This is a genomic window from Persicobacter psychrovividus, from assembly GCF_036492425.1.
GTDB classification, from domain to species: Bacteria; Bacteroidota; Bacteroidia; order Cytophagales; family Cyclobacteriaceae; genus Persicobacter; species Persicobacter psychrovividus.
In genome coordinates this window covers 1-18,407 of sequence record NZ_AP025292.1, presented here as the reverse complement: position 1 = coordinate 18,407, position 18,407 = coordinate 1, and the positions used below count along the sequence as shown (strand labels likewise).

The 18,407-nt window shown below is 42.0% G+C and carries 11 protein-coding genes; 1 reads left to right on the top strand and 10 read right to left on the bottom strand.

All coding sequences use genetic code 11. The features are described from left to right. The first annotated feature begins 117 nt into the window (after positions 1–117). Positions 118–297, top strand: coding sequence for a hypothetical protein (locus AABK40_RS00055; RefSeq protein WP_332919392.1), 180 nt, complete (start codon positions 118–120; stop codon positions 295–297). 314 nt (positions 298–611) lie between these two features. Here the strand turns inward: AABK40_RS00055 and AABK40_RS00050 are convergent, their stop codons facing one another. From AABK40_RS00050 to AABK40_RS00005, 10 genes are all read right to left on the bottom strand, one after another. Then, positions 612–1,058, bottom strand: a complete 447-nt coding sequence (locus AABK40_RS00050) for a methylglyoxal synthase (protein WP_332919393.1) — start codon at positions 1,056–1,058, stop codon at positions 612–614. An 81-nt stretch (positions 1,059–1,139) separates the two neighbouring features. Then, positions 1,140–6,347 (bottom strand): hypothetical protein, encoded by a 5,208-nt coding sequence (locus AABK40_RS00045; RefSeq protein ID WP_338397329.1) that lies wholly within the window; start codon positions 6,345–6,347, stop codon positions 1,140–1,142. Between the two features lie 48 nt (positions 6,348–6,395). Continuing rightward, positions 6,396–6,983: a nitroreductase family protein gene (locus AABK40_RS00040; protein WP_332919395.1), complete on the bottom strand. Its 588-nt coding sequence runs from the start codon at positions 6,981–6,983 to the stop codon at positions 6,396–6,398. Between the two features lie 81 nt (positions 6,984–7,064). Then, positions 7,065–8,897 carry a tetratricopeptide repeat protein gene (locus AABK40_RS00035; RefSeq protein WP_338397328.1) on the bottom strand — a complete coding sequence of 611 codons (1,833 nt, stop codon included), beginning with the start codon at positions 8,895–8,897 and terminating at the stop codon, positions 7,065–7,067. 666 nt (positions 8,898–9,563) lie between these two features. Beyond that, positions 9,564–11,285: an Ig-like domain-containing protein gene (locus AABK40_RS00030; protein WP_338397327.1), complete on the bottom strand. Its 1,722-nt coding sequence runs from the start codon at positions 11,283–11,285 to the stop codon at positions 9,564–9,566. Further along, positions 11,272–12,150 carry a class I SAM-dependent methyltransferase gene (locus AABK40_RS00025; RefSeq protein ID WP_338397326.1) on the bottom strand — a complete coding sequence of 293 codons (879 nt, stop codon included), beginning with the start codon at positions 12,148–12,150 and terminating at the stop codon, positions 11,272–11,274. The genes AABK40_RS00030 and AABK40_RS00025 overlap by 14 nt, the downstream gene beginning before the upstream one ends. A gap of 44 nt (positions 12,151–12,194) precedes the next feature. Beyond that, complete coding sequence (gene mnmG / locus AABK40_RS00020) at positions 12,195–14,060, bottom strand: tRNA uridine-5-carboxymethylaminomethyl(34) synthesis enzyme MnmG (protein ID WP_338397325.1); 1,866 nt, start codon at positions 14,058–14,060, stop codon at positions 12,195–12,197. A 134-nt stretch (positions 14,061–14,194) separates the two neighbouring features. After that, positions 14,195–14,632 carry an rRNA maturation RNase YbeY gene (gene ybeY, locus AABK40_RS00015; RefSeq protein WP_332919400.1) on the bottom strand — a complete coding sequence of 146 codons (438 nt, stop codon included), beginning with the start codon at positions 14,630–14,632 and terminating at the stop codon, positions 14,195–14,197. Next, complete coding sequence (locus AABK40_RS00010; RefSeq protein ID WP_332919401.1) at positions 14,632–15,033, bottom strand: ATP-binding protein; 402 nt, start codon at positions 15,031–15,033, stop codon at positions 14,632–14,634. Before AABK40_RS00010 ends, ybeY begins: the two co-directional genes overlap by 1 nt. 5 nt (positions 15,034–15,038) lie before the next feature. After that, positions 15,039–18,347, bottom strand: a complete 3,309-nt coding sequence (locus tag AABK40_RS00005; RefSeq protein ID WP_338397324.1) for a coiled-coil domain-containing protein — start codon at positions 18,345–18,347, stop codon at positions 15,039–15,041. Positions 18,348–18,407: the final 60 nt, after the last annotated feature.

Genomic DNA, 18,407 nt, shown 5'->3' with positions numbered 1-18,407 from the left:
GAATTTCTCAACTAATGAAATGAAAACTACTTTGTAAGCGTGTGGATTCAATCCATATTTTGAATATTTGCATTAATTAAAATATTCTCCTTTAGCGGTTAAAAAAAATAATGATATATGAATAGTGGGTGGTTACATAAATTAGCGTGGATTTTGGTGATCGGTGCGATGATCATGTTTTATGCCTCATTGCGTTTTGAGCAACATAAAGTGCTGCTGACCTTCTGTGCTGCAGGGGTGATCGGTGTGGCGTATTTGGTTGATTATTACGCCAAAAAGAAAAATAAAGAAAATTGAACTATCAGTAGGGGAAGTAATAGCTGTAAACAGGCTTAATTCCTCAAAAACAGCCCGTTATAGCTTATCTCAGACTGATAAAAATCATGAATTCTCAGCGCTATTTTGTGGGTAATTTGCTTGCAAATAACGTTTTCAACAAATGACACCGACTTATCCACAGTAGTTATCCACACTGTGGATAAAAATAAAGCCTCAGCGAAAACTGAGGCTTTATTTATGGTATAATTTTAATAATTTACTTATAAAATCACAAAGAGAGTGTATTGTTGACTTGGCAGGTGTATGATTCCACTTGCGTCATCATTTTTTATCTATTCAATCGTACGGTTCAGGTACTCATCAAAATCAACGGCATCAGCGGCATATTCCGACTCAAAATACGGAGAGCTCAATAAGAAATCCGCAGAAGCAATATTACTTGCAACAGGAATATTATATACCACTGCAATACGCAATAAAGCTTTGATGTCTGGATCGTGAGGCTGTTGCTCCAATGGATCCCAGAAGAAAATCAAAAAATCTATTTCTCCTTCAGCAATCTTAGCACCAATCTGCTGGTCACCGCCTAAAGGTCCGCTGAAGAATCGGTTGACTTTAATATCGAGCGTCTCTTCGAGCAGTTTTCCTGTTGTTCCAGTAGCAAAGATATTATGCTTACCCAATTTTTCTTTATGCTTTTTAGCCCAATCCATCATCGCTTTCTTGCGATTGTCATGCGCCACCAAGGCGATATTTTTATACTTACCTAATGTTGCCATAAAAAATTAAATCAAATTTATATCCTAACAAAGAAGCACAATGTCAAGGAAAAATCCTTGCAATGTCACATAAATTCAGCACTAAAAGCCATCATCTTCATCATCATAAAGGCTGTCTTCATCGTCCTGCTGTTCCTGCTGAGGTTCAGGTTTTACGACTTCTTCCTCTTTTTTCTTTTTCCCTTTCCGTTTGCGCCCTTTCTTTTCCTTCTTGGGCTTTTGCGCCTCCTCGTTTTTCAGTTCTTCCTCTCCGAAGCCATCGTCTTCAGTAACCTCATCTTGCTCTACAGACTCACTCACAGGGGCATTACTTTCATTTTCGTCTTCCTCCACGGCATCATCATACAGGCTTTCATCATCGTCGCTGAAGATAATATTTTCCGTATTTTCATCTTCTTCAAGGCTACCCGCATCAAAGAACGGATCTCCTGAGTCTTCGGTGAGCGATGGTTCTGAGATCACAAACTCCTCTTCAATATCAAGATAAATCAGTCGGAATCTATTGACATAGTTCATCACTTCCTCCTTATCAGAAATCGCCATAATAAACTCTCCCATTTTCGCTTTGTCAACATTACTCTTCTTGATCACCGCCTCGTTGTAAACAGGGTCGGCAGAGTAGGTGGAGAAGCGATTTTCCGAATAATTGTAATTCAGATAATACCAGGCTTCTTGCCCTGCACTCAGGAAGAGATTGACAATATCGCCATCAACGGTTTTCTTCACCTCCAGATAGCCTTCGGTTTTGGCGTTGATATCAATACCCAAAATATTGGAGATACCGATATTTCCAACCGAGTACCAGGCCGTCTGATCCTGCGACCACTCCATGTCGAAGTTTGAAAGTACAATTCCCCGCTGCAATTTTCTCGACATCTTTACCAAAGGAGCATAATCTGTCGATAGCATGGTTTCGTAATTCTTCGTTGCCCGATCCCCAATAATTTCACTGACCTTATAGAATAGTTGCGTCAGGTCATCGTTGGCTTTGGCTAATCCTTTATCCTCTGCTGCCAAGTTAATGGTATTGGCCATGGAGGTCAGGGAAGCACTCGGAAGGATGGTTTCTATGGTTGTGAAACCATTGAACTTAACCGTATTGTTGTTCAGGTTTCCAGAACCAATTGCAGAAGCATTCAGCCTGAATTTAAAGACCTTCGGGTTCAGGTTATTCATCAGATCCACTTTCCCCTCAAAGGTAATGTCTGAAGTTTCCTCGTTATAGGTATAGAACTTACCTGCAAAAGAATGCCCACGTGTTTTCATGGTATCCTCCACAATGTAGTGGCCTTTCTCCCGATCATAAGAAAGCAGGCCATTGGGAACGAAGAAATCCTGATCCGACATTTGGTGCTTTTCAAAAATAAAGGTGGTGTAAAGCTGATTGGTACCATCTTCAAAGTGAATTCCTGCAGTCAGAGGATCGCCTTCTTCGGTGATTGCTGAAGCAAAATCGAAAATGATTTCCTGCTGTTCTTCATCATTACTTTCGTACACAATCCAGGTATCGTAATCAGGGATATTTTTCAAATCGAGTTTGACAAAACCATTCAGCAAAAGTGGTTTACTGGTTGCGTACATGGTTGCGGTACCTTTAAAGTACATTCCTGGAGAAATCAGCAGGTTATCTTCCTCATGAATTTCACCATTGGACTCTGTATGAAGTTGCTTTTTACGGTCAGGCAATAATTCAAACTGATTAAATTTAATATTGAAAGTATCCTGCACCGCATTTACAAAGCGGTAGGAGGCATCGCCCTCAAATGCTTTACGCGAAAGGATATTGATGTTTCCGTCGATCAGGTTATGGTAGCCATTGAGGGTATCAATAACCAGGCTCGCATTGGTCAGCTGTGGTAAAACAAAATTCGGCTGAATGGTAATTCTGCTGGAGTCTGGACTAATCAGGGCATCGGCCACTGTAATGTACGGAATACCTGTCACCTCCATTTCCTGTCGTGCAATATCATAAGAGGCACCTTCTGCTGAAAACACCAGACTGTCCATATCGGGTCGGGTGGAGTAGAAGTAGGAGTCCTTGATATCAACCTCTTTAGGCTTGTTCATCGTAATGATGTCCTTATCCAAATCCCAATTCGCTTCCGTAATCGAGGTCTTGGTCATCGCATAAGGGAATGAAATTGCGGCATCACCCTCGACCTCTGGAGATACCTTTGCCAGGTTTTCTTCGAGGTTGAAATCCACAGAAACATTATCGCCATAAAGGGTCGCCTTGGTGGAATCTTCCGAGTTAATATTAAACTGTGCTTCTTCAGCTTGCCACTTCAGTTCCTCATACCTGAACTTGTCGGAGGCGGTTTCTGAACCCCGAATATCAAAATTTCCTTTACCCCGCAATCCACTGTGCGTAAGTACTGTCGCCCCTGTCAAATCACCTTCCTCATAAATTTTGATCGGTGTTTCCGTAGTTTGCAGAAACAGGCTGTCCTCGCGTGGCAACCACAACAGTTCCAAGCCTTCGCCATCTACGGCAGGGTAGCTGATCCCTGCAAAACCTCCCGCCTCAATGGTTGAATGACTTGATGATGCCCGCATGGAATCCTGATACATGGTGTATTTTGTGGCAAAGGTTTTACTGGAAAGCAACTCAAAGTGCCCCTTTCCTTGTAGCCCTTGTTTATCGAGTCTTACTTCATCATAAATAATGCCGTCGGTATCATAAAGCGCATATCCTTCCTCAGGGACTTTATGTACAAAGCCCAGGGAATTATCTGGCATAATCGACAATTTCTCTTCAAAGTCAGGGAAAATTCCCCCACTAACAAAGCGCCCCTGAAAACCAATAGCGGAAGGATCGCCACCTGCCAGACTATCAATGGAGAAAGGAGGGATGATAAAATAAACCTGACGGTCATAGGCCTTATCAAGGTAACTGTGGTTATCAAAATACACCACCGCACCGCGTTCTGCATCGAATCGAGGATAACTTGGATACTGCCTGATTCCCGACTTATTTTTTGGGTTGTTGATATAAAGTGTTCCGTTGGTCGCGCCCATATTGGAGTTTAGACTGGCCGTGAGTTGCTCTTCTGCTGATACCAGGGAGTTGTCTACCTGCCTGCGCTCACCACTTACGGAGTCAGGCAAATAGAACCTGATGGAGTCAATTTTATTAAGCTGAATCAAAAAGCTGTCGTAGCGAAAAACGAAATCCGTTCCGATGAACTCAAAATTTCCTGAAAACAGGTGACCGTTAAAGGTAAAGTCCCGCTTACCAATCAAATCTATCTGCTCAGATTCAGGCTGAATATACACATCGAGCTTTTCACTGATATAAAACTTATTGATCCCGCGTACAGTCATCTTTTTCTCATCGAGGTGCAAAGTCGCATTCGGAGCACTATTGGTTCGCGAAGGTATCGTCAGGTCATCATAATCTTTTTTGTGACGGAAGGAGGCGTTGTAATGATTGGTTTTATCCTTTACCGTAATGATGGTCGTTTCTGGGTCGTAGTCAATAAAACCACCCTCACGTGCCTTAAACATCGCCTGCTGTACAATCTTGGGGTCTTTTTTGATCGATTCAGCAAAATCGTACATCCCGAAAGATTTCGACCGTATCTTTTGACTATAATAGTTCAGGGCATTCAGTGGATGAAAGCCATAAATGGAGGTCAGGGACTGATAATTTTTCTTATTGAAATAATCTCTCGACTCAAAAAAAGCGGGACGGTGATCTCTGGCCTGAAAGATAGAAATGTCAAGAGAATCCTGATTCAGCTTCCAGCGCAGGTAATCTGCCTTAATGTCCATATCAAAAAAGGTGACCTGAAAGGGGGCCATTTCGTTTACGCCTTTTCGCTTGAGGGCGTGAAGGGTAGTATCTGCCTGACGGTAATCAATTTCCATCTCTGGGTGAAAGAGAGAATCTCGCCCATATTTTATCGTCAGTGCACCATTATTAACATGGAATGCCGAGTCGGTATATTCTACCAAACCTGAAGCGATCCTGAACGAGCGGTTGCCTGTACCTGCATACTTGACTTCACTTCCGCCACCAAATATAGAATTGGAAGACGATCGCAATCCCCAAAGGGAGAAACCTCCCTGATAGCTGAAATTATTATCTATGAAAGTTTTAAGTTCAATGTCGCTTCCGTAGGAAGTAAATCTTGGATAGGAGGGAACCGCATTTTTCTTCTTGCGAACACTCTTAAAATCAAATACACCGAGGGTGGGCTGGCGAAGTTTTTCTGGGTAGTAAAGTGTTGCTTTTTCTACACCAAACTTGGGTTGCCTAACATTGAAGTGAAATTTTGTAAATGTACAGTAAGGGCTGTTTTCTTCCCATCCGCCCGTAGACGACCAATCCATTTTTCCTGAATAGGCGACAAAAATACCCTCTTTCAATAAAAAATCCCCTTGAACATCCATCACCACAACGGAATCAAAAGGCGTCTGAAATACCAGGTTTACCCGATCAAAATGAATATAAGGACCTTCGATCGCAGGAGCATCATCCTGAATAAAGCTATCGATCCGCTCCTCGAGCGTCATTTTATTCTCATCCTCCACAATTACATTGTCGCCCCAATTGTCGGCAACATCATCGGCGGAACTCCAGCCTCCGTCGTCATCGGTACTGCTGTCGTCGGTGGTACTATCGTCCGTGCTGTCGCCCCAGTCCCAGCTTCCCCAATTATCGTCACTTTCCTGCTCCGAACTATCGTTTTCTGTATCATCCGCAGGTTCAGTATTCCAGTCATCATCGCTGCTTTGCTGTTCTTCTTCACTGCTTTCCTCTGTTGGTACATAAGCCGCAACGCTCTCATACTTTAGCGAAAATTGTGCATCTTCCCCTATCAGTTTAAAGAAATTGGTATAATTAAGCGCCTGATTTGCCATAAAGGTATGCAGCGCCTCGGTCATCATAATAAAATCCTTGGGAGATAATTCGACGATCCCTTTTTCAAGCTGATCGAGTAGTGCATCGTACTGCACAACAGAAAGACCAGTAACGTATCGGGCCGATGTCAGGGTGGAAGTAACCTCGTACAGGAAGGGTTTCGCGCGCCACTGCTTCTCCACCATTTTACTGTACAATTTATAGATTCTATCTTTCTGACTTGATGACAGGCTTCCACCTGTCCAAAGGGAATCAAATTGCTGACCTGTTGATAAAAAACGGTCAGACTTGCCTGCTTTCATAACTTCAAGCACACGAATATTCAGCGAATCCATATGTTCCGCAGGCTTCATACGTTGTGCATAGCTGCTCGAAAAGCAGGAAATGAAGGCAATAAAAAATAATATTAACAGTCGATGCATATAGGCTTGCATTAGCAAATTTAAGCGATGTTCTTAGCAATATAAATATTAACGAACCCAACGAACTTTTTCAGACAATGGTGCTCTTTTATGTTTTAGGGGCCATTTTTCTGGTACTCCTAAATATAAAAATCCTAAGAGCTGATCTTCCTCTCCAAGATCAAAAAATGCCTTGGCCTCAGGAAAATAAGTTACGCCCCCCGATCCCCAATAACAGCCGATGCCATAGGCGGTAGCGGAAAGGTACATGTTCTGAACGGCCATAGCCACCGCAGCGACTTCCTCAACTTCAGGCACTAATTGCTTGGGATCTCTGCGCATTCCAATCGCAATGATATGGGAGGATTTCAATGGTTTATTGGCCAATTTCTGAAATTTTTCTTCCTTGAAAGTCCCCTGCTCCTCTGCTACTTTTTTGTAAAGTGTGGACTGAAAATCAGCCAGCTGTTGCAGGCCAGCACCAGTGAATACGGTAAATGCCCAAGGCTGCGTCAGTTTGTGCGTAGGTGCCCAACGGGCATTTTCAAGAAGCTGTTCAATAACTCCATCGTCAATCACTTCACCAGTGTATTGGTCGGGATAGATGGATCTGCGTTTGGCGATCAGCTGGTCGATATAGTCTGTTGGGAGGTTCATGATTTGTAATATTTCAATTTACACAACAAAAGAACAAAAAAGGAAGAAATATTATTCCTTCCTTTACATTTATTCTTTCGGTTAATTCGGAAAATCCCCCCGAAGGGCTCTAAACCGCTTTCGGGATTCATCGACATGAATACTTCCAGGGTAATTTTTCATTAGCAGCTCGTAGGTTTCCATTGCCGCCTGTTTTTCCTTCAGATAAATTTCATAGATTTTGGCCTTTTCAAACATGGCGTCATCAGCCTTAATATCGGCAGGGTTCAGGTCGATCACCTTCTGCAGATGCTCCAGTGCCAACGGAAAGCTTCCCTGCTTTTTGTAAACTTCAGCCATCAGGTAATGAATTTCATCCTGTAAACTGTGCCCCCGAAAATCGGTGAGCATTTTTTTCAGCCCCGCGAGCGCTTGGTCGTTTTTGTGCTGAAACAGCAACAGATCAATTGCCGCATAGGTTTTCATGGCCGTTTCGGTACTGTCCAGTGCGGTGTTGTCTTTGATCAGTAAGCTCAACGACATGGCATCGTTGGCAATTTCCCTTGTCGTAGCGAGTTTCAGTACATCGAGATGGGCAGCGGCAAGCTTAAAGTCCCCCGTGTAATAGGATAATTTGGCGCTGCGCAACTTCGCATCATAACCAATCGGGGTTTCCCTCCCCTCCTTTTCTGCCTGTGCATACAGCAATCGAGATTCCCAGGGTTCATCTTTCAAAAGATAAATATCACCAAGGGCGATCTTGCACTCCAGCTTCAGTTGTTTTGAAACCTTTTGTTGCCCAACCACAGATTCCAGCAAATTAATCGCGATGTCGTATTCGCCCTTGTAGAGCGCGTGTAACATCGCCTTATTCTTTTTGGCCTCCAAGGTTGTCTGCGAGGTCGGAACCTCCGTGATGAGCTTCTCATAGCTACTGATGAGCTCATCAATAGAATTCATCTCTACAGGATAGGTATTTTTCACTTGTTCCTCCCTTGCCTTGATAATTGCATTGCGGGCCAGGAAATAATTCGGGCTTTTCTGATAATGCTCAATGACGTAATCGTAGGCCATGACGGCATGTTCATAATCCTGATGGCGCAACGCCATCTGTGCCACATTCATCAGGTAGTCGCCATTGCTCTTGCTTCGCTTATCCAAGCTGCGCGCCTGAACGAAGGCGCCGTAAAAATTCCGCTGTTGCATGTTTGCCCAAATGAGCATCTCGGGATAGAAGGCTTCCTTGCCGTCTTTTTGTATCCTGTCGATCAGGTAGCTTTCAAAAGCCTCCAGGTCCTCTTCGTCGGTTAAAGCTGACTGGAGTACATTTTTGACGTAGGATCGATTCTTGGGGTTCCTAACGGCCATCTGAACGTACTCATTGACCATCTTGTCTTTTTGGTTGGTCATGCGATAGATATTTGCCAGCTCATGAGCAAATAACCCCTCATTCTTGGCCACCTTGCGACCTTTCAAAAAAGTAAGCTCAGCCCAGTCAAATTCCTGCGCTCTGTAAAACTCCTGCGCCAGGTTCCGTAGGTTGTTCAAGTCCTTAGCCTGATCGTCAATCAAATTATTGAAATATTTTTCCGCCTGGCTCATCTCCCCTTGCGATTCGTACAGCCGTCCCCGATCGACCTGGTAAATCATATCTTCTGGATTTTTCTTGATCGCCCTGTTGAGGTACTTTTCTGCCTGCTTGAAATTTTTAGTGCTGAACAGCAAATCGAGATAGGGTTTATGAATCAGCGGAAGGTTTTCATTGTTTCGCGCCAATTTTTCATAAATATCCTCAGCCTTCTCAATTTCTCCCCTTCCTAAGTATTCTTCAGCAATACTCACTTTTTGAAAATCTTGTGCTTGACTTGAAAGAATTCCAAAACTTAAAAAAGCAGTAAATCCAAGAATCTTAAAAGCGAGGGATGTTTTCCACATGATAGATAGTATTAGTTTATATATATTCTTTTTAAAAAGAGTTATTGTATTTATTACGGTGTGGATTAGTGGATAAGTTACTGATTATTTAAAAATCAGCGATTTTTGCACGATCAGTAAACCGATATGGGGACTTATCCACAGCCATTATCCACATGAAATTACTTGTTTTTAAGCTAATTAACATTGAATTTCGCGAAAACAATTATTTTGTGGATAACTTTTTTCCACACTGTCCACAAGTGGATAAAATGGGGGATTTCGGGGTGTATAAATCGAACTTATGAACGTGGATTTGGAATTTCGGGAAACGCCCAAGATAAGTGTGGGTAAGTGGGGATAACTTTTAGTGAAAATCGGACTTATTCCGGACTTTTCAACGGTTATCCACAGGGTTATCCTCCGGTAATAATTTGTACGTGAAAAATCGACAAAAAAAGCAGCAAAACGACCGATTAATGTGGGTAAGGCGGTTCAGAAATAAATTTTGAAACGGATTTTCAGAATGGTGAAAAAAGCATTGTGGAAAAAGGAGTTTCGCGAGCAAAAAAAAGGCCGTCAATCATGAAATTGACGGCCTTTTTAATTTTCCACGTGAAAAAGAGGGCAAAAAAAATCGCCGACTCCATTAAGGAGTCGGCGATTTTTGAATGATTAATCGAGGGATTACATTTTGAAATCAATGTTGGTTAATTCCCAGTTGGCGCGTATTGCTACCTCATCCTGAAAGAAAAATACAGGTTCTGGGGCTTCATTTTTAAGGATATTACCAATATCCCACTGCCCATTGCCATTTTCATCGATTAAAACTCGAATTTTGTAAGTGGCTGGCTTCAAATTATAAAAGCTATAATGGCCATTTTTATCAGCCGTTGTTGTTTTTACAACTTTAAAATCAGCAGTAACCAGCTGAATTTGATAATTTTTATAGTCTGTCGTAATTGTTCCTTCGATACTTCCGAGATTTTCCTTATTCGCCAGGGTAAACTTCTCATCAATCGCCTGGGCAGTATCACTTTCAATGCTGATAAAAGCTCCATGTGGAATATGAAGCTTCATATCTGTAAAAGTTCGTGCTTCAGGCTGTTGAATATAAATACTATCCGCTTTCAGGCTGTCAAGAAACAGCGTATCTGCAGGAGGAAGGAAAATTGAGTCCAGCTTTATGGCTTTTTTGATGGTTACTTCATCAAAGCGTTTATTCCAGCTTAAGTCTTTATCGATATCGAGGCGAATAAAGTTCAAGGAATCGTAAATCACCATCATAGAGTCAGGATGTACAACTCGTATTGGTTTTGAAAACTGAATTTTCTCAATTAAAGTATCCTGAATGGGGTTGTCGTTGGCATATTTCTGAACTTCTTGTTCAAGTACAGCATATTTACGCTTTGTCCCATCCGCAAATTTCACGTGGAAATTTTCTACTACCTTATTTCCTACTGTATCTGTGGCAATAATCTGCGTTGGAATACTGTCATTCTCTGGGATTTGTGTCGCATTAAAAAAGCGAACACCATTATGCTCAGGACTGAAAGTAGACAGCATCAGCTGATCGTCATTTTTAAATGACAACTGATAACTTTTCACATACTTATTGAACAGCACATCAAAGTACTTTCCATTTTCTTTGGCAGAATTCATTTTGAATGGCTGTGCATCCGCAAGAATTAAGTTGAAATGAAGGCTGTCGCGGTCGGTATCAAGGCTGAGTGTATCGGGATACAAGCCTGCGGGCTCACTTTTGGGCTCGTTGATCAGGTTGTTATTTTCGTCCAGATAAGCGTAAGCTTTAAACTTACCGTGACGGATATGACTCAGATTGTAATGGCCTTCTTCATCTGTTTTGGCAAAATATTCTGGCTTTCCAGTGTAAATGTCCAAGGTATCTTTGATGTCAAACAAAGCGACTGTCGCCTCCTTTACAGGTGCTCCAGTGAGTACATCGCGTACCGTTCCATTGATTTTCAGGCTGTCGATATAATCCCCGGTACTGAATGCAAATACGGCATTTTTCCACGGATTATTCTCATTGATATCCTGAATGGCATCCTGGAAGTTGAAAGTATAGGTGGTATTTTCCTTCAGAGGTTCCTCGAATTCAATGATCAGGGATTTCTTTTTGGTGCGGAACTGATAACGCACATCTGTTTGAGGCGTAATGAGTAGCTTGGTTTTCAGGTTTTTAGCCTGCGTGTACTCATCAAAAGTAAGCACGAACTTTTTCCCCCTGTAATTTACAGAGCCTACCTGAGGCACCGAATTTACCAGGGTCGGCGGAATAGTATCCCGAGGACCACCAGCGGGTTGTCTGACATTCGCACAGGAGGTTACAAATAGGGCAGAAATCCCCGATGCCAGTAAGAGGTTCGCTAATTTATTTACTTTCATGTTCCAAAATGTAGATTAAACTACTGTAATTATTGTCTTTTCGCGCAGCCAAATTTGATTTTAGCCCCGCCATGAAGGCTGGCAGGTAGTTTTGTTTGCCTGTCTTATATTCCTCACTCAGTAAACTTACATAAAAGGAATCCAATTTCATGGGTTTCTGCGCGCTGATTTTAAAGCCATGTTTTTTAGCCAGCAAAGCCATCGTTTGGGGCTCAAAATGATAGAGGTGTCTCGGCAGATCATAAGCCGCCCAGTGCTCCTGGTAAATTTTGGCATCCAGACTGGCCGCATTGGGTACTGCGAGGAGTAATTTTCCCGTGGAACAAAGTTTTTGGCGAAGCTTGTCAAGGGTTTCATTGAGTGCTTCAATATGTTCAAGCACGTGCCACAAGGTGATGATATCCACTTTTTCATCGCTTAGCAGGTCGATACTATTGACAATTTTTCCCTGCAAAAGTAGACCATGCTGACTCCGTGCCTGATCACTTGGCTCCAGGCCTTGAACCTGCCAGCCACTTTCAGCACACTTGTTCAGGAAATGACCTGTACCACAACCAAAATCAAGAATTTTTCGGCCATCAGAGAGCCCTGATACCATTTTTTCCTTTTGACCAAGCGTATATTTTCGGGCAATTTTGTAAATCCGTTGCGTTAAATTTTGCGCCTTGTTGGTGTGCGAAATATAACTTTCATCTTTATAATATGCCCCTAAATTCGCAGGATATGGATTGGTAAATTTGAAACCACAATCATCACAGGTAACAATATTGAACTGCTCCTGAGTGGTGGTGTGATCCGTACAATTTAAAAAATGCGTAAAATGATTGCCCTGACAAACAGGGCAATCTTTAAATTCTTTTAACATAAACCAGTAGACCGAAAAAGGTGTTTCATGTGGAACACTTGTTCCTACTTGCCAAGGTAAATCATTAATACCGAAATATCAGCAGGTGATACACCAGAAATTCTTGATGCTTGCCCTAATGTAGTTGGACGTAACCTTGTCAGTTTTTCCCTTGCCTCAGAGGACAGTGCCTTTATTTCAGCAAAATCAATGCTGTCCTTGATGTAAAGGTTTTCAAGGTTATCCATCTTCTCCGCCATCTTCTGCTCCTTCTCGATGTAAGTATCGTACTTGATCAGTATTTCTGCCTGCTCTTTTGCCAAAGGATCATACTGGGACATTTGCTGCTCGAACTCAGGCGTGATTACACCGACCTGTTGCATGGAAAGCTCGGGACGCTTCAGTAAACGGTAAGCCGACTGCGATTCTTTGATCTGTGCCGAATTCATGGTTTCAAGCTGAGGGTTTGCCTGTTTAGGCTTAAATTTGGACACCCTCAAGGTTTCAATCAGCTGATCTACGTTTTCTTTGCGCTTGATCATATTATCGAAACGCTCCTGACTTGCCAATCCAATCTTGTGTCCCTGCTCTGTAAGGCGGAGATCAGCATTATCCTGACGTAACAAGATTCGATATTCAGCACGTGAAGTAAACATGCGATAAGGCTCATCAGTCCCTTTGTTTACCAAATCATCAATCAGAACGCCAATATAGGCATCAGAACGTTTCAGGATCAGTGGATTTTCCTCTTTTACGCGCAAAGCGGCATTGATACCAGCCATCAGTCCCTGTGCGCCAGCTTCTTCATATCCTGTGGTACCATTAATTTGGCCTGCAAAATATAAATTTTTGACTGTGCGGGTTTCCAATGACATCTGAAGTTGTGTCGGTGGGAAGAAATCATACTCAATCGCATAGCCTGGACGGAACATTTTCACCTGCTCAAATCCTTCAATTTTTCGCAAAGCCTTCATCTGAATATCTTCAGGAAGCGATGAGGAAAAACCATTTACATAGATTTCACAAGTATTCCATCCTTCTGGCTCAACAAAAATCTGATGACGATCGCGTTCAGCAAATCGGTTGATTTTGTCTTCAATCGATGGGCAATAACGTGGACCAAGTCCCTGGATTCTACCATTGAACATTGGTGAACGGTCGAATCCTTCTTTCAATGTTTCATGCACCTCAGGGTTGGTGTAAGTGATGTAACAGCTTCTTTGCTCCTTGAGTGTGCTTGTTTCATCGCTGAAAGAAAATTTGTAAGGCTGCTCGTCGCCAGGTTGTTCGCTCATGGCCTCCCAGTTAAGGCTTCGGCCATCAACACGTGGAGGTGTGCCCGTTTTCATTCGGCCAGCTTCCATTCCAAGGTCAACGAGTTGTTCTGTAATTCCCTTTGCTGCACCTTCTCCTGCGCGTCCACCACCAAACTGTTTTTCTCCAATATGAATGGTACCATTAAGGAACGTCCCGTTTGTAAGAACAACAGTTTTGGAACGGATTTTCAATCCCAGACTGGTGATTACGCCTTTGGCCTCCCCTTTTTCAATGATTAAGCCCGTTACCATCTCTTGCCAGAAGTCAAGATTTTCTGTTTGTTCCAGGCGCATACGCCATTCTTCAGCAAACTTCATTCGGTCGCTTTGGGCTCTCGGGCTCCACATGGCAGGTCCTTTCGATCGGTTCAGCATTCTAAACTGAATCATCGATTTATCGGTAATGATTCCCATTTGTCCTCCAAGGGCATCAATTTCCCTTACGATCTGACCTTTTGCGACCCCACCCACAGCAGGGTTACATGACATCTGTGCGATCGTATTCATATTCATCGTTACCAATAGTGTTTGCATACCCATATTGGCAGCGGCAGCAGCAGCTTCACAGCCTGCATGGCCAGCTCCGACAACGATCACATCATATTCTGTAAACATAGGCTTTCCCTTTGTCTTATTTTCTTGGCGTGTAAAACAGTATTAAAAGTAAATGTTCCACGTGAAACGTGCTTACCTGTTAAAGGTGAAGTGTTTCACGTGGAACATTTTGATATTCAAATGCTTGCGCAAATTTAAGCAAAAGATTTTTCAAAAAGCGCAATTGCTTCATTTTCTTTTGTTCTCATCAGGGAAGCTTCCTGCTCAGATTTGTCTTTGTAGCCAAGCAAGTGCAAAACCCCATGAATAATAACCCTTTTGACCTCATGATCAAAAGACTGCTCATGGGTTTTGGCATTCTCGATGATTCTCTCAATACTGATAAAGATATCACTTTCAATAAATCCGGCCGTATCGCTGTTATCAAAAGTGATAACATCGGTATAGGTGTCGTGATCCAAATACTCCACATTTATTTTATGCAGGTATTCGTCACTACAAAAGATAAAATTGATTTCTTCAAGCTCAAACCCTTCATTTTCAATGACTTGATTAACCCACGCTTTGGTGTTGTTGATCTGTTCTGTATTGAAATCTACTTCCTCTGTGAAAAAATTAATTTGGTCTTCCATTAATTTAAATAAAATGATAACTCTAAAATACGGCCCTCATTTTTAAATTCGACTTCATCACAAAGGTGTTTAATCAGGAAGATTCCACGCCCATGTGGCTGATCGATATTCTCGGGTGCCGTAGGATCGGGCAAGTTATTAAAGTCAAAGCCGATTCCCTCGTCTTCGACCGTAAATTTTACTGCCTCCTCATTGTGGTGCACCGTAAGGGTTACGTTTTTATCTTTATCAAATTTGTTGCCATGTTGGATGGCATTGTTCACAGACTCAGTTATCGCAATCATGATATTGCCATAAATGTCATCGTTGAGTTGGTATTTTTCTTTGGTATTGTCGATAAAGCTTTCGACGATACGGATATTTTCACTCAATGACGGAATTTCAATTTTGATTGACTCCATTGTTATCACCGGATATTGTTGTTTTCTAATCTTTTGAAATATTGATTGACCTCTTTTTTATAATAAGGGTTGAGTTTTAGCGGAATAGTTTTGAACCGCTCGAGCTCTTTTTGTTTTTGTCGAATATATTCTTCGATTGCTTCAGGCACTTCCTGTTGATAGTTCTTTGCCGTCTCCGCTTCCCTTTTCTCATCCAGTTGGTCTTCCCGATCAGCTTTTTCAGACTCCAGGAGTCTGGTCATGATGTCCTTTTGACGGTTCATCATTTGATCACTGAGCTGTTTGTTTACCAAATCGAGTTCAGTCTTTTCCATTTCTTCAATGGCTTTTTGCAAATCTTTGCCGCCTTTGCCATTTTTACCTTCGGCTTCTTTTTCCGCTTCCTGCAAAGCACGACGAATTTGCTCTTGTTCTTGAGCTAATTTAGCAACTTCTTCAGACAATTGCCTTCCCGATTTGCCACTCTTTTTTAATTGATTGATTTTTTCATTGAGTTGTTGCTGTAATTCGCTCATACTCGGGCTTGGCATTGGCTTATTTTGAGGCTTCCCACCAGAGTTACCTTTCATTTCTGCCATTTGCTGTTGCATTTGTGAGAGCACATCATCGAGCAGTAAAGCCAGGTTATTCATTGAAGTCATGGCAAATTGCTGTTCGCTGAGCGCATTTCCTTTTTTGCGTTCCTTAATATACGAAGAAGAGCGGTTAAGATGGCTATTCATCTCATTGAGTTCTCGTGTTACGAAGGAAGAAATTTGAAAAACACGCTGAGCAAGTGCTTTCAGTGAATCCTGAACGATTTTCGAGTCAGCCTGTATTTTCAACTGTTGCTGACTTAAATCGAGAAAACGAGGATCACTTTGCCTTGTTTGCCGGAATTCCTTCATGGTGGCCTCCTGTTCAAAAGAGAGGTTAATGAGGTTATTCAAGATATGCCGCAGGTTTTCCATATTTTCCTGCACCATTTCCATTTCAGCACTCTGCTGCATCTGCTGCATTTTTTGCTTCATTTGCTGAAGGTTTTGGCTGATCTGTTCTTGAGCCTGCTTGGCTTTTTTCTTTTTCTTTTGTTCGGCAGCCTGATCGAACTGCTCTTGCCCCTGTTCAACTTTTTGTTCCTCCTTCGAAAGGTCAGGCATTGAGTTCGGTGCTTTCAGGTCGTTATTGGTTTTTTGTAATTCGGACATCTCTTTTTTGATGTCCTCAAAATCCTTATTGAGTTTTTGCTGTTCTTTTTTCAGCTCTTCGAGTTCACTTTTTGGGGCTTCGTCTGTTTTTTCATTCAGTTTTGCCTGCTTATCTTCCAGTTCTTCGATTTGTTTGGTAAGCTGATCGGCCTCGAGGTCAAACTTCATTCTTTTGAACAGCTCCATTGTTCTTTCCAGTTCCTCCTCAAGGTTCTGTTCTTTTTGGTCAATCTCTTTTAGCTTGTCCTGCACCTGATCCATATCCTGCGACTGCTCTTTCATCAGTTCTTGCAGTTCTTCATAAAGTTTTTTGGTTTCATCATCAAGAAGCTCATTCATCAGCTCTTGCAATTTTTCCACCTTTTCTTTAATGGATTTATTCTTCTGCTCTTCGAACCGTTCGCGCCGAGCCATTTCTTCCTGATGCTTTTTCTGCAATTCCTGAAGACCATCATTAAGTTCCTGTCTTTTTTTGATCAGGTCATCAATTTGTTGCTTATCCTGCCAACTGAGGGTCTTTTTAGATTTTAGTTTCTGTTCCAAATCCTTGAGTTCATTACGGACAGATTTGGCTTGCTCAAGGTTTTTATCAATATTTTTTTCATTGGCTTTATTGCCTTCCGCGACTTTTTCTTTCAGGGCTTGTTTGTCGGGGACATTAAAGCTGTAAATACCTGTTTTCGATGATTTTGGTCCGTTGATCTGGTCGTTGTCAGTTACCTGAAGAAAGTATTCAACCTTCTGGTCAGAGGCCAGTTCGAGGGTATCTAAAGGCCAATTGAGGTAAAAACCCTGCTGTGTTTTTTGTCGGTCGATTTTAAAGCGGTGCGTCCTGAACTTCCCCTTGGGGTTGGTTCTGTACTTCAGGCTAAGTGCGCGTAGCCCGTGGTCGTCACTGATGTTTCCGCCGAGAATAATATAGTTGAACAAGACCGTATCCTGAAATTGCTCAAGCTGAATTTTTGGGTATTCGTCTTTAACAACGCTTACCTGATAAACCACAGGGTCGATATTTTTACCATACTGGTTATTCAGGTCAATTTCATATTGATCAGAGTTCATCACCTTTTTCTGAAGATTAAAGGCATCGTTTTTTGAAGCAAGCGCATAGGTGCTGTCTTCATTTTTGAAATGGACAAGAAACTCCTCTGCATCAGGCGCCATGAATTTCCACGACACTTCCGTTCCTTCGGGAACCTCAAAATTCCCTGTATTGGCCATTTTATCGGTTGTTCGGCCAAGGTATTTGGGGTACTTTAAGGTCACTTCAAAGTTTTTGATCTGTGGGCGAGGGACCACTTTTATATGGTAGGTTTCGGAAAAAAAACCTGCAGCTTCAAACTGAAAGTCTTGATCCTGCTGAATTTTAGGGAAGGTATATTCAAAACTGTCTGCAGATTTTTGCTTCAGTTTGATACGTCGTTCGGCATTTTTCAAGTAAACCTGTGCAGGAATAGCCTCTCCTTGCAATGCAAGCTGTACATTGAAGTCTTCGTTCCTGAAGGCGATCAGCTTTTTATTTTGAATGTTGAATTGAAATTGAGCTTTTGGCTTGAAGGATTTGTCGTACTGTACAATTCGCTTGGTGCTTTCCACAAAAAAGGAAGGCACGAACAAGAGGATAAGCACGATAAGCAATGAGGGGATATAAATGTATTTGAGGTATTTTTTATTTTTCTTGACAGGCTCTGCTTCTGTAAAATTGTATGGATCCAGCTGTGTAGCTTTCTGATTGATGGAGGCGTGGATGAGGCCATCTTCTGTGGAAGCATTTTTTTTAAGCTGTACCAGGTTGAGCAGTCGATCTCCGATGGTAGGAAGTGAACTCCCAATTTTTTGGGCGGCTTCTTCATCAGATATCGGTTGGAGTATTCCCAATAATTGTAATAGTGGCTTGAGAATAAAGTAGGCGAAATTACCGATCAGTAATAGAATGAAACTGTAAAAAAATACTGCGCGGATTCCGCTGCCGAATCGGCTGGCGAATTCCACAGTGTTCAGTAATAGGAAGGCTGTGGCAATGATGGCAAATGAGAAGATCCCTCCTTTTAATAATTGGTTCAGGTAGTATCTTCTTTTAAATTGTTTGAGCTTGTTATTTAGCTCATTACGGTTGTCATTGGTCATATTATCCTACATTATCAGCTTTTTTTTTTAACGTAAGAAATTAATGAAAAGCTAAAAAAT